Below are 22,132 nucleotides of genomic sequence, written 5' to 3'. Positions count from 1 at the left end.
ACTTTCGAAGCGCTTCGATGCTCGATCGACCGAGGGGTGGGTGTCAAGACACCGGGCGCAGCAACTCCGTTTCCCGGCGGTGATATCAAGTCACTTACGGAGTCGCCCTGTTGCGGGACACCGCGGAGGAATCTTGGGATCGACCCTTGTGCACCCCCAGGCGTTCACTTAACCTCGCAGCAACATCGAAGCGCTTCGATTGACGGGCTTCCCTCCCCTGAGGGCACAGTCCCCCGAGGACCGCTTCAGCTCAGGCAGATCCACTCAAGACACCGCAGCCGACGGCTCCACCGCCGGGTGTCCTGCTGTGCGCCATGAAGGGTTGACGCAATGACGCCGAACTCCGCCACCTCCGCCCCCAGCCGGAGAAGCTTCCTCGCCTCCACTGCGGTCGCAGCGGCCGCCGTGGCCGGCGGAATGCCCCTGCTCGCCGCCTGCGGCGGCGGACAGGACGGCAACAAGGACGGCACCACCTCGGGGAAGGACGCCCAGAAGATCCTTCCGACGTTCGTGGCGTCGAGTGTCGTCACGCCCGACATCCCGTCGAAGAACGGATCGGCGGCGGGATTCACCCAGCCGATCGACCTGAGCTCGCTGAAGACGGCCGTCCCGAAGAAGCTCGGCGGCGGCAGCGACCTGAAGATCATGTCGCCGTTCTGGGGCACCCCGCCGGCCGGCGACAACGCGTACTACACGGCCATGAACGAGGCCATCGGCATCAAGGCGACCTGGCAGAACCAGGACGGCAACACCTACGACGAGAAACTGGGCGCGATCCTCGCCTCCAGCGACATCCCGGACGTGGTGGTCGTCCCTGGCTGGAACCTGAACGGCAAGATACCGACCGCCATCGACGCCAAGTTCGCCGACCTCGGCCCGTACCTGTCCGGCGACAAGGTCAAGGACTACCCGAACCTCGCGGCCGTACCGACCGACGCCTGGCAGCGCTCCATCTTCGGCGGCCTGCTGCGCGCGATCCCGATGCCGGCCTCGTACGTCACGAACATCGCGCCCTTCCACCGCAAGGACATCTTCGCGAAGAAGGGCTGGACCCTGCCCAAGTCGCCCGACGAGTTCCTGTCCTGGGCGAAGGAGGCCACCGACGCCAAGGCGAAGGTGTGGGCCTGCGACGACCTCAAGTGGACCGCCTTCAACATCTACGGCGTCCTCAACGGCAGCGACAAGGCGCTGTGGTGGGACCTGCGGGACGGCAAGCTGGTCAACCGGATCGAGACCGCCGAGTACCTCGAAGCGCTGGAGTGGACGCGCAAGCTGTACGCGGCGGGCGTCGTCCACCCCGACGCCAAGGCCGTCAAGGGCGACGCGTCCAACCGCTTCACCGCGGGCCAGTCCCTCGTCTTCAACGGCGACCTGTCCTACTGGTACGGCCTGACGGCCGAACAGCGCACCCAGAAGACGGACTTCGAGATGGGCGCGTTCGACATCTTCGGTCCCTCCGGCGGCAGTCCCACGCTCTGGGCCACCCAGCCCGCCGGCATCTTCACCTTCGTCAGCAAGAAGGCGTCCAAGCGGCAGATCAAGGACTTCCTCGCGCTCGCCGACTTCTGCGCGGCCCCGTACGGCACCAAGGAGTACATGCTCACGGTGTACGGCGTCGAGGGCACCGACTACACGGTCAAGAACGGCCTGCCCACCAAGACCACCAAGGGCACCAACGAGGTCAACGGCGCCTACGACTACACCGGCGACCCGGCCGCCTACCTCGCGCACCCCGACCTGCCGGAGATCGCCAAGCTCCAGGTCGAATGGCAGCAGCGCATGGGCGCCTTCACCAAGAAGTCCTCCTTCTACGGCCTGACCATCACCGAGCCCAACCGGTGGACCAACCTCGCCAACGACTTCGAGCAGCTGGAGGACGACATCGTCCGGGGCCGCAAGAAGATCGGCGACATGCAGCAGGCCGTCGCGGACTGGAAGCAGAAGGGCGGCGACGACCTGCGCGCCTGGTACAAGAAGCTGCTCGACGACAACGGCTCCGCGGCCAAGTGACCCAGGGCTGAGGCAAGGAGAAGGCCGTGTCGCACAGCACGGTGCCCCGGAGCAGGGCCGGGGCCAAGGCGGGCAGGCGGAACCCGGACGGGGGCCCACCGGACGGCGCCGACGGGCGGGCCACCGGACGGCGGGCCCGCGGATGGCGGGCCACCGGACGGCGGGCCGGCGGGAGCGCCGGAAAGGACGCCGGAAAGCTGGGGTTCCGGCTCCGGTTCGGACGCGACCGCACCCTGATCCTGATGACCCTGCCGGCGATCGCGCTCCTCCTCGTCTTCACCTACATACCGGTCCTGGGCAATGTCGTCGCCTTCCAGGACTACGACCCCTACCTGAGCGACAACGGCTTCGTCGCGATGTTCGAGAGCCCCTGGATCGGGCTGGAGAACTTCCAGCGGATCTTCGCGGACTCGGGCTTCTGGCACGCGGTACAGAACACCTTCGTGCTCTTCTTCCTCCAGCTCGTGCTGTACTTCCCGATCCCGGTCGGCCTCGCGCTGCTCATCAACAGCGTGGTCAGGCCCCGGGTCCGGGCGGTCGCCCAGGCGGTCATGTACCTCCCGCACTTCTTCTCCTGGGTCCTGGTCGTCACCGTCTTCCAGCAGATCTTCGGCGGGGCGGGCATCATCGCGCAGACCCTGCGCCAGCACGGGCACAAGGGCATCGACCTGATGACCGATCCGGGGATCTTCAAGTTCCTGGTCACGGCCGAGGGCGTCTGGAAGGACGCGGGCTGGGGCATCATCGTCTTCCTCGCGGCCCTGTCGTCCGTCCCGCCCGACCTGTACGAGGCCGCCGCCATGGACGGGGCCGGACGCTGGCGGCGGATGTGGCACATCACGCTGCCCGCCCTGCGCCCCGTGATCGCCCTGCTCCTGGTGCTGCGCGTCGGCGACGCGCTCACCGTCGGCTTCGAGCAACTCCTGCTCCAGCGCGACTCGGTGGGCCCCGGCGCCTCCGAGGTCCTCGACACCTTCGTGTGGTGGAACGGCATCCGCAACCAGGACTTCGGCTACGCCGCGGCCGCCGGACTCATCAAGGGTGTGGTCGGACTGGGGCTCGTCCTGACCGCCAACAAGGTCGCCCATCTCATGGGTGAGCAGGGGGTGTACAAGAAATGACCGCCGTGACCCACGCGCCGAGGGACAAGCCCGGCCGCTGGGCGGCGCCGCCCCGGCCGCCCTGGGAGGAGGAGCCGTCGAAGGCCGGCCTCGCGGGCAAGGGACTCACCCTCACCCTGGCCGCCTTCGCGATCCTCTTCCCGCTCTGGATCGTGGTCGTCACCAGCCTCCAGTCGAAGAAGACCATCGACGCGGCGGGCGGGCTGGTCGTCGTCCCCAGGAGCTTCTCCCTCGTCGCCTACAGGGAACTGCTCACCGGCGGCCAGGTGCAGCGCGCCGCGCTCGTCAGCGTCGGAGTGACCCTGGTCGGCACCCTGTTCAGCATGACCGTGTCGGTCCTGTGCGCCTACGGACTCTCCCGCATCGGATCGCTCGGCCACCGCTGGTTCCTGATGCTGCTCCTCGCCACGATGTTCTTCGGCGCCGGACTCATCCCCACCTACCTGCTCGTGCAGGCGCTCGGCCTCACCGACACCTATCTCGCGCTGATCCTCCCCAGCGCCGTCAGCGTCTTCAACATCCTGGTGCTGCGCGCGTTCTTCATGGGCATCTCGCCCGAACTCATCGACAGCGCCCGCATCGACGGGGCGGGCGACTGGCGCATCCTGTGGCAGATCGTGATGCCGCTCTCCCGGGCGGTCCTCGCGGTGATCTCGCTGTTCTACGCGGTCGGTTACTGGAGCGCCTGGTTCAACGCCTCCATCTACCTGACCGACCAGGACATGATGCCGCTGCAGAACGTGATGATCCAGCTCGTGCAGAAGCAGGAGCGGCCCGTCGGACTCGCCACCCAGATCAACACCGGCCAACTGTCGCCGCTGGCCGTCCAGATGGCCGTCATGGTGATGGCGCTGCTCCCGGTGGCGATCCTCTCGCCCTTCGTCCAGCGGCACTTCAAGAAGGGCATGCTCACCGGCGCCGTGAAGGGGTGAACCACCACGGCCGGACCCCCGCCCCCGCCCCGAACCCCATGCCTCGAACCCCGTGCCCCCGAACCCCGTGCCCAGCGCTCCGCCGCCCCCTCCGCTCGCCGCGGCCGACCTGCTCCTGACCAGCGGTCGGCCGCGGCGATCCACCCCCACACCCCGATCGAGGTAGGTCATGCCCACGCCCCGCGGAACCGGTCCCGAGTCCGGGCGGCCGACCCTCGGCGACGCCACCCGGGGCCGCATCCTCTTCGGCGGCGACTACAACCCCGAGCAGTGGCCCGAGGAGACCTGGCACGAGGACGTACGGCTCATGAAAGAGGCCGGGGTCAACTCCGTCACCCTCGGGGTCTTCTCCTGGGCCAGACTTGAACCACGGCCAGGGGCAAGGGAGTTCGCCTGGCTGGACCGGCTGATGGACCTGATGCACGAGCACGGCGTCGGCGTCGTGCTCGCCACCCCCACCTCCTCGCCGCCCCCCTGGATGGGGCGGCTGCACCCCGAGACACTGCCCCGGGACGAGGGCGGCCGCACCGAATGGTGGGGCTCCCGGCAGCACTTCTCGCACTCCAGCGCCGTCTATCGCCGCTGTGCCGCCGCCATCACCGAGGACCTGGCCGCCCGCTACGGGCGCCACCCCGCTCTCACGATGTGGCACATCAACAACGAGTACTGCACCTTCGACTACGGCGACGAGGCGGCGGCCGCCTTCCGGCGTTGGCTCCAGGACAGGTACGGCACCGTCGAAGCCCTCAACACGGCCTGGGGAAGCGCCTTCTGGGGCCAGGGCTACGACGGATGGCACGAGGTCCTCCCGCCGCGCCACGCGCACTACATGAAGAACCCCACGCAGGTGCTCGACTTCAAGCGGTTCACCTCCGACATGCTCCTGGAGTGCTGCGTCGCCGAGCGGGACATCGTGCGCCGCCACAGCCCGCACATCCCGGTCACCAGCAACTTCATGCCGATGTGGGCCGGTCAGGACGCCTGGCGGTGGGCCGCCGAGGAGGATGTCGTCTCGGTCGACAGCTATCCGGACCCGCGCGATCCGCTCGGCGCGCAGAACGGCGCGCTCATCCAGGACATGACCCGGTCCCAGGCCGCGGGCGGCCCCTGGATGCTCATGGAACAGGCGGCCGGAGCGGTCAACTGGCGCGGTGTGAACCATCCCAAGCCGCGCGGACTGAACCGGCTGTGGTCGCTGCAGGCCGTGGCCCGCGGCGCGGACGCCGTCTGCTACTTCCAGTGGCGGCAGTCCCGGCAGGGCGCCGAGAAGTTCCACTCGGGGATGATCGGCCACGCGGGGGAGCGGGGCCGCACCTTCCAGGAGATCAAACAGATCGGCGCCGAACTCGCCGCCCTGAGCGCTCATGTGACGGGCACTCGCGTGACCTCGGACATCGCGATCCTGCACGACTGGGACTCCTGGTGGGCGGGAGCGCACGACGGCCGGCTGTCCTCGGAGAACGACTACGCGCAAGTCCTCCGGGCCTGGCACCGCGCCCTCTGGGAAGCCGGCCTCGGCACCGCGTTCGCGCACCCCGAGCACGACCTGTCCGCCTACCGGATGGTCGTCGTGCCCCAGCTCTATCTGCTCACCGACGCGGCGATCGGCAACCTCCTGGCCCATGTACGGGCGGGCGGCACGCTCGTCTGCGGCTTCCTGACCGGCGTGGCCGACGAGGACGACCGCGTGCGCCCCGGCGGCATGGACGAGCGGCTGCGCGCACTCTTCGGCATCCGCACGCTCCAAGAGTGGTGGCCGCTGGAGGCGGGGGAGACCGCCACATGCGACGGCTTCCTCGGCACGCTCTGGTCCGAGGAGATCGAACCCGACGGCACGGCGGTCGCCGAGGCGCGCTACCGGGGCGGCGAACTCGACGGCCTGCCCGCCGTGCTCCGCAAGGGAACGGCCCGGTACCTGTCCACCCTTCCCGAACCGGACGCCCTGCGCGAACTGCTGGCGCGAGCGGCGGACGGCGCGGGTGTCCGGCCGGTGCTCGACGGGCTGCCCGCCGGGGTCGAGGCCGTCCGGCGCGGCGACCTGCTCTTCCTGCTCAACCACGGGCGCGCCCCGGTGACCGTCGAGGTGCCGGGCAGCCATCGCGACCTGCTCGGCGGCACGCCCGCGCACGGCTCCGTACGACTGGAGCGCTACGGAGCGGCGGTGCTCACGCCATGACGGACGCCCCCCGCGCCGACGCCCGCCTCGCCGCCCCCGTCCCGGCCCCCGTCCACGGAACCTGGGAACCCCTGCCCGCCGCCCGCTGGGAGGACGCCTTCCTGAGCGGGAACGGCACACACGGCGCCATGGTGTTCGGAGATCCGAACGACGACCGGGTGATCGTCAATCACCACCGCCTGGTCCGTCCGAACGGCAGCGCGGACGCCCGCCCGCCCGAACTCGCCGACCGCCTCGCCGACGTACAGGACCGGTTGCTGGCCGGAGACGTCCGGGCCGGGGAGGACTTCACCGACGGCCGGCCGCTGCTGTGGGTGCAGCCCTTCCATCCGGCGTTCCAGGTACGGCTGCGCCGCCCGGCCGAGGAGCGCCGTGCCTACCGGCGCGAGGCCGACTTCACCACCGGCGTGGTCCGTGCGGAAAGCGGCGACCGGCGCAGCGAGGTCTTCGTCTCCCGCGCCGACGACGTGATCGCGCAGTACGTGACCGCCCCCGGCCCCGCGGTCGAGGTGAGCCTGGACCACCGGCTGCCGGGAGCGCCCGAGGGCCTGGCGGTGGGCCACGGAGCCGTCCGCACGCCCGAGGGCGCCCTCCTCACGCTGCGCGCCCGCTACCCGGACAGCGACCTGGCGTACACCGGGGTCACGCTCCTCGTCACCGACGGCACGACCCGTCCCGCGCCGGCCGGCGTACGGGTCGAAGGAGCCGGCTCGATGCTGTTGCTCACCCGGGTCCACCGGCACCCGGGCGAGCTGGACGCCCTCACCGAGGTCCGCGCGCTGCGGGACCTGCTGCCCGAGGCCGGCCGGGGCGACGAGGACATCGAGCGCGCCTACGCCCACCTGCTCGCCCGCCACACCGCCCGGCACCGCCCCGCCTACCTCCGCGTCACCCTCGACCTGCACGCCGATCCCGCCGAACGGGCGCTCCCGGGGTCGGAGTTGGTCCGCCGTCCGAAGAGCCCCGCCCTTCTGGAGCGGCTCTTCGCGGCCGGCCGCCACCATCTGCTGTCCGCGGCGGGGACGCTGCCGCCCCGGCTGACCGGGCTGTGGACCGGCGACTGGGACACCGCCTGGTCCGGTGCGTTCACCACCGACGCCAACCTCAATCTGCAGACCGCGTCGGCCGCGGCTGCCGCGCTCCCCGAGGTCACCGAGGCGCACGCGGCCCTGGTCCACGGCCAGTTGCCGCACTGGCGCGACAACGCCCGAGCCGTCTTCGGGGCGCGTGGCGCGGTGGCCCCCGCCCACACCGACGGCGAGTCCGGCCACATCCACCACCTCAGCCGCGCGTATCCGCTGCACGTGTGGACCGCCGGCGCGGACTGGCTGCTCAAGCCCCTCGTGGACCACGACGAGACCCGCGGCGGACGCGACCCGCGCCTCGCCTCCGCACTCGCCGAAGTGGCCCGCTTCTACGAGGACTTCCTCACCCGGACCGACGACGACGGGCACCTGGTGATCGTGCCGTCCTACTCCCCGGAGAACCGGCCCGCGAACGCCGGATGGATCACCCTGAACGCCGCCATGGACCTCTCCGCGGCCCGGCACGCCCTGAGCACGGCCGCCGCCTACCACCCGGGGCCGGACGCCGAGCGCTGGCGTGCGCTCGCCGACCGGCTGCCCCCGCACCGGGTCAACGCCGAGGGCGCGCTCGCCGAGTGGGCCCGTGCCGGACTCGACGACACCTACGACCACCGCCACCTCAGCCATCTCTACGGCGTCTGGCCGCTCGACGAGATCAACCCCTACGACACCCCCGACCTCGCCGCGGCGGCCCATCGCGCCCTCGAACTGCGCGGCGCGGAGAACGACTCGGCACACGGCCACCTCCACCACGCCCTGGTGGCCGCCCGGCTGCGGGACGCGGAGCGGGTGGCCGCCGCCCTCGACAACGTCCTGACCGGGGACTTCTTCCACGTCTCCCTGATGAGCGGCCACTACCCGAACCGGCACGTCTACAACGCCGACGCGGCCCACACCCTGCCCGCCGTGCTCATCGAGGCACTGATCCAGTCCACGCCCGAGCGGCTCGTCCTGCTCCCCGCACTCCCCGCCGGCCTCCCGAGCGGCGAACTCCGCGGCATCCGGACGAGGTTCGGCGCGGAGGCGGACCTCATCTGGAACCCCGACGGCGCCACCGCCGTGCTGCGGCCGGAACGCACCTGCCGCGTCGAACTCCGGACTTCCACCGGCGCGCGACCGCTCTCACTGAGCGCCGGAGAAGACCGCGTCCTCACCCTGGGGCCGCGGTAGACCCCCGCACCTCCCCCCACCCATGGAAGGGACACCATGGCACTTCGCACGCTGAACAGGATGACCAAGGCCCTCGTCGCACCCGCGCTCGCGCTCGGCGCGACCATCGGCCTCGCCTCGGCCCCCGCCCAGGCCGCCGTCTGGTCCTCCTGCGACCAGTGGGGCAGCACCACCCTCAACGGGTACACGCTCTACAACGACATCTGGGGCTCCGGCGCCGGCAGCCAGTGCATCTGGGCCAACTCCGGCACCAACTGGGGAGTCTGGGCCGACCACCCCAACACCGGCGGCATCAAGTCCTACCCCAACTCCAAGAAGTACGTCGGCAAGACGATCTCGGGGCTGTCCACCCTCACCAGCACCTACAACGTCACCGTCCCGTCCGCCGGCGCGTACGACACCTCGTACGACATCTGGGACACCGGCTACGCCCACGAGATCATGCTCTGGGTCAACTACAACGGAGCCGTCGGCGCGCTCGGCACCTCGCAGGGCACGCTCACGCTGAACGGCAACACCTGGACCGTCTACAAGGGCAACAACGGCGCGAACGACGTCTTCTCGTTCCTGCGCACCTCGGACTCCACCTCCGGCACCCTCAACATCCTCCCGATCCTGAAGTGGATCGCGAACACCAAGGGATGGATGTCGAGCGGCGCGACCATCGGCGACGTGCAGTTCGGCTTCGAGATCACCTCGTCCGCGGGCGGTCTCGACTTCACCACCAACAACCTGACGGTCAGCAGCAGTTGATCCCCGCACGATGATGCGGCCGGTCCCTCGCGGGACCGGCCGCATCCGGCCGGACGGGCCCGGGTCCTAGCCGGCCACGGGAAGCCGGGCTCCGTCCCGCAGGAACAGCGGGATCCGGTCGAGCGGTGCGTCGACCGTGACGGCCGCGCCCCCTTCGTACGTCTTCCCGGTCCACGCGTCCGTCCAGCGGGCTCCCGCCGGGAGGTACGCCGTACGGGCGGTGGCGCCGGCGGTGAGGACCGGCGCGACCAGCAGGTCGGGGCCGAGGAGGTAGGCGTCGTCCACCGACCAGGCCGCCTGGTCCTCCGGGAACTCCAGGAGCAGCGGGCGCATCACCGGCAGCCCCTCCTCGTGGGCCTGCCGCATGACGTCCAGCACATACGGCTTCAGCCGTTCGCGCAGCCGCAGATACGCCTCCATGACGGTGCCCGCCTCCTCGCCGTACGACCAGACCTCGTTCGGTCCGCCGGTCATGCCGGGGCCGAGCGGCAGGCCCGGGTCGCGGAAGCCGTGCAGGCGCATCAGCGGGGACAGCGCGCCGAACTGGAACCAGCGGATCATCACCTCGCGGTACGCCGGGTCGTCCGGATCGCCGCCGTGGAAGCCGCCGATGTCGGTGTTCCACCAGGGGATGCCGGACAGCGCGGTGTTGAGGCCCGCGGCGATCTGGCGGCGCAGCGTCGCGAAGTCCGTTCCGATGTCGCCGGACCACAGGGCGGCCCCGTAGCGCTGACTGCCCGCCCAGGCCGAGCGGTTGAGGGAGACGATCTCGGTCTCCCCGGCCGCGAGCAGCCCCTCGTAGAAGGTGCGGGCGTTCTCGCGCGGGTAGAGGTTGCCCACTTCGAGACCCGGGCCCGCGTGGTAGCGCAGGTTCTCGGAGAAGCCCGGCTTCAGCTCCGGCTCGCAGGCGTCCAGCCAGAAGGCCGAGATGCCGTACGGATCCAGGTAGTTGTCCTTCACCCGCGACCACAGGAAGGCGCGCGCCTCGGGGTTCGTGGCGTCGTAGAAGGCCACCTGGACCGTGGACGCGACCTCCTTGTCCGGCCAGTCGGCGTGCGCCATCGGTCCGTACTCGGTGCCGATGAAGTAACCCCGCTGCTCCATGAGCTGGTGGTTCTCGGAGAGCGGTGAGACCGACGGCCAGACCGACACGACCAGTTTGACGCCGAGTTCGGCGAGTTCGGCCTGCAGGGCCGCCGGGTCGGGCCACTCGGCCGGGTCGAACTTCCAGTCGCCGAGGTGGGTCCAGTGGAAGAAGTCGCAGACGATGACCGACAGCGGCAGGCCCCGGCGCCTGTACTCCCTCGCCACCTCCAGGAGTTCGTCCTGGGTGCGGTAGCGCAGCTTGCACTGCCAGAACCCGGCCGCCCACTCGGGCAGCATCGGCGTGCGGCCGGTCGCCGCGCTGTAGCGGCGCTGGGCGTCGGCCGGGGTGCCAGCGGTGATCCAGTAGTCGATCTGACGGGCCGAGTCGGCGACCCAGCGCGTGCCGTTGCCGGCGAGCTCCACCCGGCCGATCGCCGGGTTGTTCCACAGCAGGGTGTAGCCGCGGCTGGAGGTGAGCACCGGCACGGTGACCTCGGCGTTGCGCTGGATCAGGTCCAGCACCGCGCCCTTCTGGTCGAACAGCCCGTGCTGGTGCTGCCCGAGGCCGTACAGCTTCTCGCCCTCGTACGCGGCGAAGCGCTGCTCCAGACGGTGGTGGCCGTTGCCGGTGGGGGTGTACAGCCGCGAGCCCGGCCACCAGAAGTGGGCACGCTCCTCGGCGAGGAGCTCACCGCCGTCGTCGGTGCGGGTGAAGCGGACCAGCCCCTCGGCGCTCACATCGACGGTCAGGGCTCCGACCGTCAACAAGCCCATGCCGTCCTGGATTCGGATCGTGCTCGCGGCGGCCTCCCGCTCGTCGAGCAGGGCTCCCGGCAGGCCTTCGAGCACGGGGCCGCCGAGCCGGGCGCGGACCCGGACCGCGTCGGGGCCCCACGGCTCGATCCGGACGGTCTCCGTGCGGCCCGTCCACTCCAGCGCGCCGTCCCGCTCACGGAACGTGCCGATGGTCGGGGAGGACTGCGCGAGGCTGACCTGGGGCTGGGTTTCGGCGGACTGATTCACGTTGAGTGCTCCTGAAGGAGTGCAGACATGAAGGAGTGCAGGCAAGGCGTGCGCACCGGCGGTGCGGGTGCGGCCGGCGGTGCGGGTCGGGGCGCGGGCGGGCAGCGCAGGCGGGGGTGCGGGCAGGGAACGCGAGCGGGGGTGCGGAGAGGGGGCGCGGGAGGGGTGCGGACAGCGGGGTGCCCCGCGGGGGCGCGAGGTTCCTGTGAGGGAGCCCGGGAAGGGAGCAGGGGAGGGAGCCGGGAGGGGTGGCCTGGAGGGGCCCGGTCCGGGCCGGGTCAGGGAGCGGTCGGCGCCGGACCCGTGCTCGCCCGTACCGTCAACTCCGGAGCGATCAGTACGACTTCGTCCTTGCCGTGGCCTTCGAGCTTGGCGATCAGGTGCTCGACGGCGTGCCGGCCCATGTCCTGCGCGGGGATGGCGACCGAGGTCAGCCGCACCGAGGCCTGGGTGGCGACCTGGTCCGGGCAGATCGCGATCACCGACACGTCCTCGGGCACGGCACGGCCCTTGCCGCGCAGCAGCGCCAGCAGCGGTTCGACCGCCGACTCGTTCTGCACGACGAAGCCCGTGGTCCCGGGGCGTTCGTCGAGGATGCGGGCGAGGGTGAGGGCCATCGCGTCGTAGCCGCCCTCGCACGGGCGGTGCAGCACACGCAGCCCCAGTTCCCTGGAGCGGGAGCGCAGTCCGTCGAGCGTGCGCTCGGCGAAACCGGTGTGACGCTCGTAGACGGCGGGCGCCTCGCCGATGACAGCGATGTCACGGTGGCCGAGCAGTGCCAGATGCTCGGCGCACAGCGCGCCCGTCGCCCCGAAGTCGAGGTCGACGCAGGTCAGGCCCGTGGTGTCGGCGGGCAGGCCGATCAGCACGGACGGCTGGTCCGTCTCGCGCAGCAACGGCAGCCGCTCGTCGTCGAGTTCGACGTCCATCAGGATCATCGCGTCGGCCAGCCCGCTGCCGGTGACCCGGCGCACCGCGTCGGGCCCCTCCTCGCCGGTGAGCAGCAGGACGTCGTAGCCGTGCGTCCGGGCGTTCGTGGCCACCGCGATGGCGATCTCCATCATCACGGGTACGTACATGTCGGTGCGGAGCGGGACCATCAGCGCGATGATGTTGGACCGGCTGCTCGCCAGGGCGCGGGCGCCCGCGTTCGGGTGGTAGCCGAGCTCCTGGATGCTCTGTTCGACCCGCTGCCGGGTGCCCGCGGAGATGGACCGCTTGCCGCTGAGGACATAGCTCACCGTGCTCGCGGAGACTCCGGCGTGCTGGGCGACCTCGGCGAGGGTGACCATCCAGCTCTCCAAGCTTTGTGAAGCGCTTCGACAGTGCGCGCGGTACGGATAGGGGCGAGTGAGGGTGGCTCGACATTAGCCCGGTGGAGGAAGCGTGTCCATAGGTTGTCGAAGCGCTTCGACAACGAAATTCCTGGCCGCGGTTCGGTGCCCCGGCGAGCGGTGAGCAGGCCCCCTGTCCGGCGTATGTCCGGCGTACCCAGACCGTCCCCCGGATGGGGGTCTCGGCGCAACACCGCCGACCGGGCCTCTCCCAGGGGGCGGGACCCGGAGGAGGAGCGGTGCCGGCCGGGGTCCCGAGGGGGCGCCCATGGGGCCGAACGTTGCGCGAGGACTGGTGGGGTCACCGGGAATCCGGTAAATACGATCGAGTAGAACCGTTCGGTAACGAACAGCCCCAAGATCCCTATTCGCGGCGAGGTGAGCCTCATGTCCGCAACACCCCAGAAGCCCACAGTCACCGAACGTGAGGCCCGACAGGTCGCCGAGGCCGCGCGCGAACAGGACTGGCGCAAGCCCAGCTTCGCCAAGGAACTCTTCCTCGGCCGCTTCCGGCTCGACCTGATCCACCCCCACCCGCTCCCCGCGGACGAGGACACCCAGCGCGGCGAGGAGTTCCTGGCCAAACTGCGCGACTTCTGCGAGACGAAGATCGACTCCGCCCGGATCGAGCGCGAGGCGCGCATCCCGGACGAGACCATCACCGGGCTCAAGGAGATCGGTGCCCTCGGTATGAAGATCGACACCAAGTACGGCGGTCTCGGTCTCACCCAGGTGTACTACAACAAGGCCCTCGCCCTGGTCGGCTCCATGAACCCGGCGCTCGGCGCGCTGCTCTCCGCCCATCAGTCGATCGGCGTACCGCAGCCGCTGAAACTCTTCGGCACCCAGGAGCAGCGGGACACCTTCCTGCCGCGCTGCGCCCGCACCGACATCTCCGCGTTCCTGCTCACCGAGCCGGACGTGGGCTCCGACCCGGCGCGGCTCGCCACGACCGCCGTACCCGAGGGCGACGACTACATCCTCGACGGGGTGAAGCTGTGGACGACCAACGGCGTCGTCGCGGATCTCCTCGTCGTCATGGCCCGCGTCCCGAAGTCCGAGGGCCACAAGGGCGGCATCACGGCCTTCGTGGTGGAAGCCGCCTCGGAGGGCGTCACCGTCGAGAACCGCAACGCCTTCATGGGCCTGCGCGGCCTGGAGAACGGCGTCACCCGCCTCCACCGGGTACGGGTGCCGGCCGCCAACCGCATCGGCCCCGAGGGGGCGGGCCTGAAGATCGCCCTCACCACCCTCAACACCGGCCGCCTCTCGTTGCCCGCCATGTGCGTCGGCGCGGGCAAGTGGTGCCTGAAGATCGCCCGTGAGTGGTCGGCGGTGCGCGAGCAGTGGGGCAAGCCGGTCGCCCTCCACGAGGCCGTCGGCTCCAAGATCTCCTTCATCGCGGCCACCACCTTCGCGCTCGAAGCCGTTCTCGACCTGTCGTCGCAGATGGCCGACGAGAACCGCAACGACATCCGCATCGAAGCGGCCCTCGCCAAGCTGTACGGCTCCGAGATGGCCTGCCTGATGGCCGACGAACTGGTCCAGATCCGCGGCGGCCGCGGCTTCGAGACGGCCGCGTCACTGGCGGCCCGCGGCGAGCGCGCCGTCCCCGCCGAGCAGGTCCTGCGCGACCTGCGCATCAACCGCATCTTCGAGGGCTCCACGGAGATCATGCACCTGCTGATCGCCCGGGAGGCCGTCGACGCCCACCTCAAGGTGGCCGGTGACCTCATCGACCCCGACAAGGCCCTCTCGGACAAGGCGAAGGCAGGCGCGAACGCCGGGCTCTTCTACGCCAGGTGGCTGCCGAAACTGGTCGCGGGTGCCGGTCAACTCCCGCGCTCGTACCACGAGTTCCGCCATGACGTGGACCTCTCCCCGCATCTGCGCTACGTCGAGCGCAGCGCCCGCAAGCTCGCCCGGTCCACCTTCTACGCGATGTCGCGCTGGCAGGGCCGGATGGAGACCAAGCAGGGCTTCCTGGGCCGGATCGTCGACATCGGCGCCGAGCTCTTCGCGATGAGCGCGGCCTGTGTACGGGCCGAACTCCTGCGCACCACCGGCGAGCACGGCCGCGAGGCCTACCAGCTCGCGGACGCCTTCTGCCGGCAGTCCCGCATCCGCGTCGAGGAACTCTTCGGACGGCTGTGGACCAACACCGACGACCTCGACCGCAAGGTCGTCAAGGGCGTCCTGTCGGGCACCTACACCTGGCTGGAGGAAGGCGTTCTCGACCCGTCGGGCGAAGGCCCCTGGATCGCCGACGCCACACCGGGCGCGAGCACCCGGGAAAACGTCCACCGGCCCATTCGCTGATTCGCCTTCCCCGGCGCCGATCAGGAATTCCCCGTGACACCCAGTAGCACACAGTGATGCGCAGAGGTCCCGTCCGCCGTTCCGCTGCTTGCCGCACCGAGGCTGTGCGTCAACAATGAACGGAACGGCGAACGGGGACTTGCGAGGGAATTCCCATGCCAGGAAAAGGTCTCGACGCCATCACCGGCAGGATCATGCGGGCGGGCGAGGGCCGGGTACTGCGCCGCCTCGAACGCCTCGCCGCGCAGGTGGGCTCCCTGGAGGAGGAGTTCGTAGCGCTCACCGACGAGGAACTCCAGGCTCTCACGCCGGAGTTCAAGGACCGTCACGCGGCCGGTGAGAGCCTCGACGACCTGCTGCCCGAGGCCTTCGCCGCGATGCGCGAGGCGTCCCGCCGCGTTCTCGGCATGCGCCACTTCGACGTACAGATCATGGGCGGAGCGGCGCTGCACCACGGCGACATCGCCGAGATGCAGACCGGCGAGGGGAAGACCCTCGTCGGCACCCTGCCGGTGTATCTGAACGCCCTCGCGGGCCAGGGGGTCCACCTCGTCACGGTCAACGACTACCTGGCCCGGCGGGACGCCGAGTGGATGGGACGCGCGTACCGCTTCCTCGGACTGACCGTCGGCGTCGTGAGGACGGAGTCGACCCCCGCCGAACGGCGTGCCCAGTACGCCTGCGACATCACCTACGGCACCAACACCGAGTTCGGCTTCGACTACCTGCGCGACAACATGGCCCGGTCCCAGGACGAACTCGTCCAGCGCGGCCACCACTTCGCGATCGTCGACGAGGCCGACTCCATCCTCATCGACGAGGCCCGCACCCCGCTGATCATCTCCGGCCCGGCCGACCAGCCCACCCACTGGTACGAGGCCTTCGCCGAGTTCGCCCGGCACATGAAGGGCGTACGGGTGCAGGAGGAGCGGTTCACCACGCAGGCCGACAAGGACCGCCTCGCCGGACTGCGGATGCGGCACGACTACGAGTACGACCCGAAGACCCGCACGGTGTCGATCCTGGACCCCGGCGTCGAGTACCTCCAGGACCAGCTCGGCATCGACAGCCTCTACGAGTCCGACCACACCCCGCTGATCGGCCACCTCAACAACGCCCTCAAGGCCAAGGAGCACTTCAAGAAGGACAAGGACTACGTCGTCGTGGACGGCGAGGTGCTGATCGTCGACGAGCACACCGGCCGGATTCTCGCGGGCCGCCGCTACAACGAGGGACTGCACCAGGCCATCGAGGCCAAGGAAGGCGTCACGATCAAGGACGAGAACCAGACCCTCGCCACGATCACCCTCCAGAACTTCTTCCGCCTCTACGACAAGCTCGCCGGCATGACCGGCACCGCCATGACCGAGGCGGCCGAGTTCCACCAGATCTACCACCTGCACGTCGTCCCGATCCCCACCAACCGGCCCATGGTCCGGCGCGACGACCCCGACCAGATCTACCGCACGGAGGAGGCGAAGTACGCCGCGATCCTCGCCGACATCGCCGAGAGGCACGCACGCGGCCAGCCCGTCCTGGTCGGCACCACCTCGGTGGAGAAGTCCGAGGTGCTCTCCACCCGCCTGCGCCGGCAGGGCATCCGGCACGAGGTCCTCAACGCCAAGAACCACCAACGCGAGGCCCAGATCGTCGCCCAGGCCGGACGCCGGGGCGCCGTCACCGTCGCCACCAACATGGCGGGCCGCGGCACCGACATCATGCTCGGCGGCAACCCGGAGGCCATGGCGATCGCCGAGGCGGGCGAGGACGCCGACCCGGAGGAGCGGCGCAGGGTGCTCGACCGGATCACCTCCGCCGTCGAATCCGAGCACGAGGCGGTCAAGGAGCTCGGCGGCCTCTACGTACTGGGCACCGAGCGCCACGAGTCACGGCGCATCGACAACCAGCTTCGCGGCCGCTCCGGCCGGCAGGGCGACCCCGGCGCCTCCCGCTTCTACCTCTCGCTGGAGGACGACCTGATGCGGCTGTTCCGGGCCAACGTCGTCGACCGCGTGATGTCCATGACGAACGTCCCCGACGACCTGCCCATCGAGAACAAGATGGTCACCCGCGCCATCGCCGCCGCCCAGGCACAGCTCGAACAGCAGCACTTCGAGTCCCGCAAGGACGTCCTGAAGTTCGACGAGGTACTCAACCGGCAGCGCACGCTCATCTACGCCGAACGCCGCCGCGTCCTCGCAGGTGAGGACCTGCGCGACCAGATCGTCCACTTCATGGAGGACACCGTCCGCGCGTACGTCGAGCAGGAGACCGGCGAGGGCTTCGCGGAGGAATGGGACCTGGAGCGCCTGTGGGGCGTGCTCGGGCAGCTGTACCCCGTGGGGATCACCGTCGAGGAACTGGAGGAGCGCCACGGCGGCCGCGACGACCTGACCACCGCGCGGGTCGCCGAGGCGGTGACCGACGACATCCGCGCCCGCTACGAGGAGCGCGAGACAGCACTCGGCCCCGGGACCCTGCGCGACCTGGAACGCCTCGTCGTCCTCTCCGTCCTCGACCGCAAATGGCGCGAGCACCTCTACGAGATGGACTACCTGCGCGACGGCATCGGCCTGCGCTGGACCCTCGGCCGCGAACCGATCGTCGAGTACGAACGCGAGGGCTTCGACATGTACGGAGCCATGACCGACGCCATCAAGGAGGAGTCCGTCGGCTACGTCTTCAACCTCGACACCGCGGCCCCGGCGACCGGGCCCCCGGACCGGCGCGACCCGACCGACCGCCTTCTCTTCACCGCGCCGACCCTCGACACGGCCGACGGGGTGGTCGAAGGCGCGTTCGCCCCTGGACAGCAGCCCGGGACCGCGCCGGCCGCTCCCGGACCCGCCGACAGTCAGCCCGAGCGAGACCGCCCCAGGCCCCCGAGGCCCGGACCCGAGCGGCGCCGCAAGCACTGAGGGCCGCTGACCTGCGGTTCAGTACGGTTCCCGGCCGCGCGGGAACCCCCGCGGCCGGACACCCGCCCGCCGACGCCCGCACCGGCCGCTCCCCCTCGCGGCGGCCTCGGAACCCGCCCGGGCACCGGGAACCGGGGGAGCGGCGGCGGGAATGAGGGACGCCCTGTCCTCCGGCGCACGCGATGCGGCCACAATGGGGGGATGAGCGACAGTCCAGCCCCCCTCGCCGATCCGCATCTCGTCTTCGACCCCGTGGACGGAGTCCGGGATGTCGTGATCCTCGGATCCACCGGCTCGATCGGCACCCAGGCCATCGACCTCGTGCTGCGCAACCCCGACCGGTTCCGGGTCACCGCGCTGTCCGCCGCCGGCGGCCGGGTCGCCCTGCTCGCCGAGCAGGCCCACAAGCTGCGGGTACGGACCGTCGCCGTGGCGCGCGAGGACGCCGTCCCGGCGCTCAGGGAGGCCCTCGCGGCCCATTACGCCCCCGGTGAGACCCTTCCCGACATCCTGGCCGGACCCGACGCGGCCACCCAGGTCGCCGCCTCCGACTGCCACACCGTCCTCAACGGCATCACGGGTTCCATCGGCCTCGCGCCCACCCTCGCCGCCCTGGAGGCGGGCCGCACCCTCGCGCTCGCCAACAAGGAGTCGCTCATCGTCGGCGGGCCGCTGGTGAAGGCGCTGGCCAAGCCCGGCCAGATCATCCCGGTCGACTCCGAGCACGCGGCCCTGTTCCAGGCGCTGGCCTCGGGCACCCGCGCGGAGGTGCGCAAACTCGTCGTGACCGCCTCCGGGGGCCCGTTCCGGGGCCGTACGAAGGCCGAACTGGCGGACGTGGCGCCGGCCGACGCCCTCGCGCACCCCACCTGGGCCATGGGCCCGGTCATCACGGTCAACTCCGCGACCTTGGTCAACAAGGGACTGGAAGTCATCGAGGCGCACCTCCTCTACGACATTCCCTTCGATCGGATTGAGGTGGTCGTGCACCCGCAGTCGTATGTCCACTCGATGGTGGAATTCACGGACGGCTCGACGATCGCGCAGGCGACGCCCCCCGACATGCGGGGGCCGATCGCCATCGGCATCGGCTGGCCCGAACGCGTCCCGGACGCGGCGCCCGCCTTCGACTGGACGAAGGCGTCGAGCTGGGAGTTCTTCCCGCTCGACAACGACGCCTTCCCGGCCGTCGGACTCGCCCGGCACGTGGGGCGGCTCGCGGGTACGGCCCCGGCGGTGTTCAATGCCGCCAACGAGGAGTGCGTGGACGCGTTCCTGAACGGCATACTGCCGTTCAACGGGATCATGGAGACCGTCACCCGGGTCGTCGAGGAACACGGCACACCGCGTACGGGAACTTCCCTGACCCTCGTGGACGTCCTCGAAGCGGAGACCTGGGCGCGCGCCCGGGCCCGTGAACTGACGGCACAGACGACAACCGCGGAGGCTCGTGCATGACGACCCTGATGATGATCCTCGGCATAGTCGTCTTCGTGCTCGGGCTGCTGATCTCGATCGCGTGGCACGAGCTGGGACATCTGTCGACGGCCAAGCTCTTCGGCATCCGGGTGCCGCAGTACATGGTCGGCTTCGGCCCGACCATCTGGTCGCGCAAGAAGGGTGACACCGAGTACGGCATCAAGGCCGTCCCGCTCGGCGGCTACATCCGCATGATCGGCATGTTCCCGCCCGGCCCGGACGGCCGCATCGAGGCCCGCGCGACCTCCCCCTTCCGGGGCATGATCGAGGACGCCCGGTCGGCGGCCTTCGAGGAACTGCAGCCCGGCGACGAGACCCGCCTCTTCTACACGCGCAAGCCGTGGAAGCGCGTGATCGTGATGTTCGCCGGTCCCTTCATGAACCTGATCCTGGCCGTCGCGATCTTCCTCGGCGTGATGATGACGTTCGGCGTCCAGACCCAGACCACCACGGTCGGCAAGGTCTCGGACTGCGTCATCCAGCAGAGCGAGAACCGCACCAAGTGCGCGGCGAACGACCAGGCGGCGCCCGCCAAGGCCGCCGGCCTCAAGGGCGGCGACAAGATCGTCGCGTTCAACGGCAAGCCCGTCGACGACTGGTCGGCCCTGCAGTACGCCATCCGGGCCAACCCCGGCAAGGACGTCACGATCACCGTCGAGCGCAAGGGGCAGCAGCTCCCGCTGAAGGCTCACCTGATCAAGAACCAGGTGAGCAAGACCGACGGCAACGGCGGCTACGTCGAGGGCAAGTACGTGTACGCCGGCTTCCTCGGCTTCACGCCCGCCTCCGGCATCGTCGAGCAGTCCTTCGGCGAGTCCGTGAACCGCATGGGCGACATGATGCAGAACGGCGTCGAGTCCCTGGTCTCGCTGCCCGGCAAGGTCCCCGACCTGTGGAACGCGGCCTTCGGCGACGGCCCCCGCAAGGCCGACTCCCCGATGGGCGTGGTCGGCGCGGCCCGCATCGGCGGCGATGTCTTCACCCTGGACATCCCCGCGTCCCAGCAGGTCGCGATGATGCTGCTGCTGGTCGCCGGGTTCAACCTCTCCCTGTTCCTGTTCAACATGCTCCCGCTGCTCCCGCTCGACGGCGGGCACATCGCGGGCGCGCTGTGGGAGGCCCTGCGCCGCAACACGGCCAAGGTCCTGAAGCGGCCCGACCCGGGCCCCTTCGACGTGGCGAAGCTGATGCCGGTCGCCTACGTGGTGGCGGGGATCTTCGTCTGCTTCACCTTGCTGGTGCTCGTGGCGGATGTCGTCAACCCGGTCAAAATCTCCTAGTGAGCCTGCGTTGAAGGCGGCCGGACACCCTGGGTGTCCGGCCGCCTTCCATTGAGTGGGTTTAGGGGCGGGGGCGTGATGTGCTCGGTGGCGCGCCCGTACCGTAATCTCGAAGCCTGGAGCCCACGATTCCGGGACCTTGATCCACAACTTGGGGTTGCACAGCAGATGACTGCGATTTCTCTCGGCATGCCGTCCGTTCCGACCAAGCTGGCCGAGCGCCGCAAGACCCGGCAGATCCAGGTCGGGACCGTGGCCGTGGGTGGAGACGCACCCGTCTCGGTGCAGTCGATGACGACCACGCGTACGTCGGACGTCGGCGCCACGCTTCAGCAGATCGCCGAGCTGACCGCCTCCGGCTGCCAGATCGTGCGCGTCGCCTGTCCCACCCAGGACGACGCCGACGCGCTCGCCACGATCGCCCGCAAGTCCCAGATCCCGGTGATCGCGGACATCCACTTCCAGCCGAAGTACGTCTTCGCCGCGATCAACGCCGGCTGTGCCGCCGTCCGCGTCAACCCTGGCAACATCAAGCAGTTCGACGACCAGGTCAAGGAGATCGCGCGGGCCGCGAAGGACACCGGCACCCCGATCCGGATCGGCGTCAACGCGGGCTCGCTCGACAGGCGCCTGCTCCAGAAGTACGGCAAGGCGACGCCCGAGGCGCTGGTCGAGTCCGCGCTCTGGGAGGCCTCCCTCTTCGAGGAGCACGACTTCCGGGACATCAAGATCTCGGTCAAGCACAACGACCCGGTCGTCATGGTCAACGCCTACCGCCAGCTCTCCGCCGCCTGCGACTACCCGCTGCACCTCGGCGTGACCGAGGCCGGCCCCGCCTTCCAGGGCACCATCAAGTCCGCGGTCGCGTTCGGCGCCCTGCTCTCCGAGGGCATCGGCGACACCATCCGCGTCTCCCTGTCGGCCCCGCCGGTGGAGGAGGTCAAGGTCGGTCTGCAGATCCTGGAGTCGCTGAACCTCAAGCAGCGCGGCCTGGAGATCGTCTCCTGCCCGTCCTGCGGCCGCGCCCAGGTCGACGTCTACAAGCTGGCCGAGGAAGTCACCGCCGGCCTCACCGGCATGGAGGTCCCGCTGCGCGTCGCCGTCATGGGCTGCGTCGTGAACGGTCCGGGCGAGGCCCGCGAGGCCGACCTCGGTGTCGCCTCCGGCAACGGCAAGGGCCAGATCTTCGTCAAGGGCGAGGTCATCAAGACCGTCCCCGAGTCGAAGATCGTGGAGACCCTGATCGAGGAGGCGATGAAGCTCGCCGAGCAGATGGAGGCCGAGGGCATCGCCTCCGGCGAGCCGTCCGTGTCCGTCGCCGGCTGACACCGGCCCCACGCACATCGCCCCGGACGGCCCGAGGTTCCCGGCGAACCTGGGCCCGCCCGGGGTTCCTGCCGCCCCCGTGACCCGGCTGGGTGCCTGACGAGCCTGGGACCTGGGCCG

At 70.3% G+C, this 22,132-nt stretch carries 13 protein-coding genes; 11 read left to right on the top strand and 2 right to left on the bottom strand.

Annotated elements, in window-relative coordinates; all coding sequences use genetic code 11:
* Window positions 1-330 precede the first annotated feature (330 nt).
* From OHT01_RS11875 to OHT01_RS11850, 6 genes are all read left to right on the top strand, one after another.
* A complete protein-coding gene (locus OHT01_RS11875) occupies window positions 331-2,010 on the top strand; it encodes a Tat pathway signal sequence domain protein (RefSeq protein ID WP_328553110.1) in 1,680 nt (559 codons plus the stop codon).
* A 26-nt stretch (window positions 2,011-2,036) separates the two neighbouring features.
* Window positions 2,037-3,131 carry an ABC transporter permease gene (locus tag OHT01_RS11870; RefSeq protein ID WP_328553109.1) on the top strand — a complete coding sequence of 365 codons (1,095 nt, stop codon included), beginning with the start codon at window positions 2,037-2,039 and terminating at the stop codon, window positions 3,129-3,131.
* Window positions 3,128-4,063, top strand: coding sequence for a carbohydrate ABC transporter permease (locus OHT01_RS11865; RefSeq protein WP_328553108.1), 936 nt, complete (start codon window positions 3,128-3,130; stop codon window positions 4,061-4,063). Before OHT01_RS11870 ends, OHT01_RS11865 begins: the two co-directional genes overlap by 4 nt.
* Window positions 4,064-4,232: 169 nt before the next feature.
* Window positions 4,233-6,239, top strand: a complete 2,007-nt coding sequence (locus tag OHT01_RS11860) for a beta-galactosidase (protein ID WP_328553107.1) — start codon at window positions 4,233-4,235, stop codon at window positions 6,237-6,239.
* Window positions 6,236-8,494 carry a glycosyl hydrolase family 95 catalytic domain-containing protein gene (locus OHT01_RS11855; protein WP_328553106.1) on the top strand — a complete coding sequence of 753 codons (2,259 nt, stop codon included), beginning with the start codon at window positions 6,236-6,238 and terminating at the stop codon, window positions 8,492-8,494. The genes OHT01_RS11860 and OHT01_RS11855 overlap by 4 nt, the downstream gene beginning before the upstream one ends.
* 36 nt (window positions 8,495-8,530) lie before the next feature.
* Window positions 8,531-9,247, top strand: coding sequence for a glycoside hydrolase family 12 protein (locus tag OHT01_RS11850; protein WP_328553105.1), 717 nt, complete (start codon window positions 8,531-8,533; stop codon window positions 9,245-9,247).
* A 66-nt stretch (window positions 9,248-9,313) separates the two neighbouring features.
* On the opposite strand, the gene OHT01_RS11845 is transcribed toward OHT01_RS11850, so the two are convergent.
* On the bottom strand, window positions 9,314-11,356 hold the full coding sequence (locus OHT01_RS11845; protein ID WP_328553104.1) for a glycoside hydrolase family 31 protein: 2,043 nt from the start codon (window positions 11,354-11,356) through the stop codon (window positions 9,314-9,316).
* Window positions 11,357-11,634: 278 nt separating this feature from the next.
* The gene (locus OHT01_RS11840; protein ID WP_328553103.1) at window positions 11,635-12,648 is read right to left on the bottom strand and encodes a LacI family DNA-binding transcriptional regulator; all 1,014 of its coding nucleotides are present in this window, start codon (window positions 12,646-12,648) and stop codon (window positions 11,635-11,637) included.
* A 429-nt stretch (window positions 12,649-13,077) separates the two neighbouring features.
* Here OHT01_RS11840 and OHT01_RS11835 point away from each other — a divergent pair, with 429 nt between their 5' ends.
* From OHT01_RS11835 to ispG, 5 genes are all read left to right on the top strand, one after another.
* The gene (locus OHT01_RS11835) at window positions 13,078-15,009 is read left to right on the top strand and encodes an acyl-CoA dehydrogenase family protein (RefSeq protein WP_328553102.1); all 1,932 of its coding nucleotides are present in this window, start codon (window positions 13,078-13,080) and stop codon (window positions 15,007-15,009) included.
* A 155-nt stretch (window positions 15,010-15,164) separates the two neighbouring features.
* A complete protein-coding gene (secA, locus tag OHT01_RS11830; protein ID WP_328553101.1) occupies window positions 15,165-17,927 on the top strand; it encodes a preprotein translocase subunit SecA in 2,763 nt (920 codons plus the stop codon).
* 201 nt (window positions 17,928-18,128) lie between these two features.
* Complete coding sequence (dxr, locus tag OHT01_RS11825) at window positions 18,129-19,385, top strand: 1-deoxy-D-xylulose-5-phosphate reductoisomerase (RefSeq protein WP_328553100.1); 1,257 nt, start codon at window positions 18,129-18,131, stop codon at window positions 19,383-19,385.
* A complete protein-coding gene (locus OHT01_RS11820) occupies window positions 19,382-20,686 on the top strand; it encodes a M50 family metallopeptidase (protein ID WP_328553099.1) in 1,305 nt (434 codons plus the stop codon). The genes dxr and OHT01_RS11820 overlap by 4 nt, the downstream gene beginning before the upstream one ends.
* Window positions 20,687-20,854: 168 nt before the next feature.
* On the top strand, window positions 20,855-22,012 hold the full coding sequence (gene ispG / locus OHT01_RS11815; protein WP_328553098.1) for a flavodoxin-dependent (E)-4-hydroxy-3-methylbut-2-enyl-diphosphate synthase: 1,158 nt from the start codon (window positions 20,855-20,857) through the stop codon (window positions 22,010-22,012).
* Window positions 22,013-22,132 lie beyond the last annotated feature (120 nt).

Source organism: Streptomyces sp. NBC_00358 (assembly GCF_036099295.1).
Lineage (GTDB): Bacteria > Actinomycetota > Actinomycetes > Streptomycetales > Streptomycetaceae > Streptomyces.
Note: the sequence above shows the minus strand (reverse complement) of the source record. Positions and strands in the feature narration are given on the sequence as shown.

Excerpts from the sequence above, each read along its gene's own strand:
- OHT01_RS11875 (WP_328553110.1), top strand. The coding sequence starts at position 331 with ATGACGCCGAACTCCGCCACCTCCGCCCCCAGCCGGAGAAGCTTCCTC.
- OHT01_RS11865 (WP_328553108.1), top strand. The coding sequence starts at position 3,128 with ATGACCGCCGTGACCCACGCGCCGAGGGACAAGCCCGGCCGCTGGGCG.
- OHT01_RS11860 (WP_328553107.1), top strand. The coding sequence starts at position 4,233 with ATGCCCACGCCCCGCGGAACCGGTCCCGAGTCCGGGCGGCCGACCCTC.
- OHT01_RS11855 (WP_328553106.1), top strand. The coding sequence starts at position 6,236 with ATGACGGACGCCCCCCGCGCCGACGCCCGCCTCGCCGCCCCCGTCCCG.
- OHT01_RS11850 (WP_328553105.1), top strand. The coding sequence starts at position 8,531 with ATGGCACTTCGCACGCTGAACAGGATGACCAAGGCCCTCGTCGCACCC.
- OHT01_RS11840 (WP_328553103.1), bottom strand. The coding sequence starts at position 12,648 with ATGGTCACCCTCGCCGAGGTCGCCCAGCACGCCGGAGTCTCCGCGAGC.
- OHT01_RS11835 (WP_328553102.1), top strand. The coding sequence starts at position 13,078 with ATGTCCGCAACACCCCAGAAGCCCACAGTCACCGAACGTGAGGCCCGA.
- secA (WP_328553101.1), top strand. The coding sequence starts at position 15,165 with ATGCCAGGAAAAGGTCTCGACGCCATCACCGGCAGGATCATGCGGGCG.
- dxr (WP_328553100.1), top strand. The coding sequence starts at position 18,129 with ATGAGCGACAGTCCAGCCCCCCTCGCCGATCCGCATCTCGTCTTCGAC.
- OHT01_RS11820 (WP_328553099.1), top strand. The coding sequence starts at position 19,382 with ATGACGACCCTGATGATGATCCTCGGCATAGTCGTCTTCGTGCTCGGG.
- ispG (WP_328553098.1), top strand. The coding sequence starts at position 20,855 with ATGACTGCGATTTCTCTCGGCATGCCGTCCGTTCCGACCAAGCTGGCC.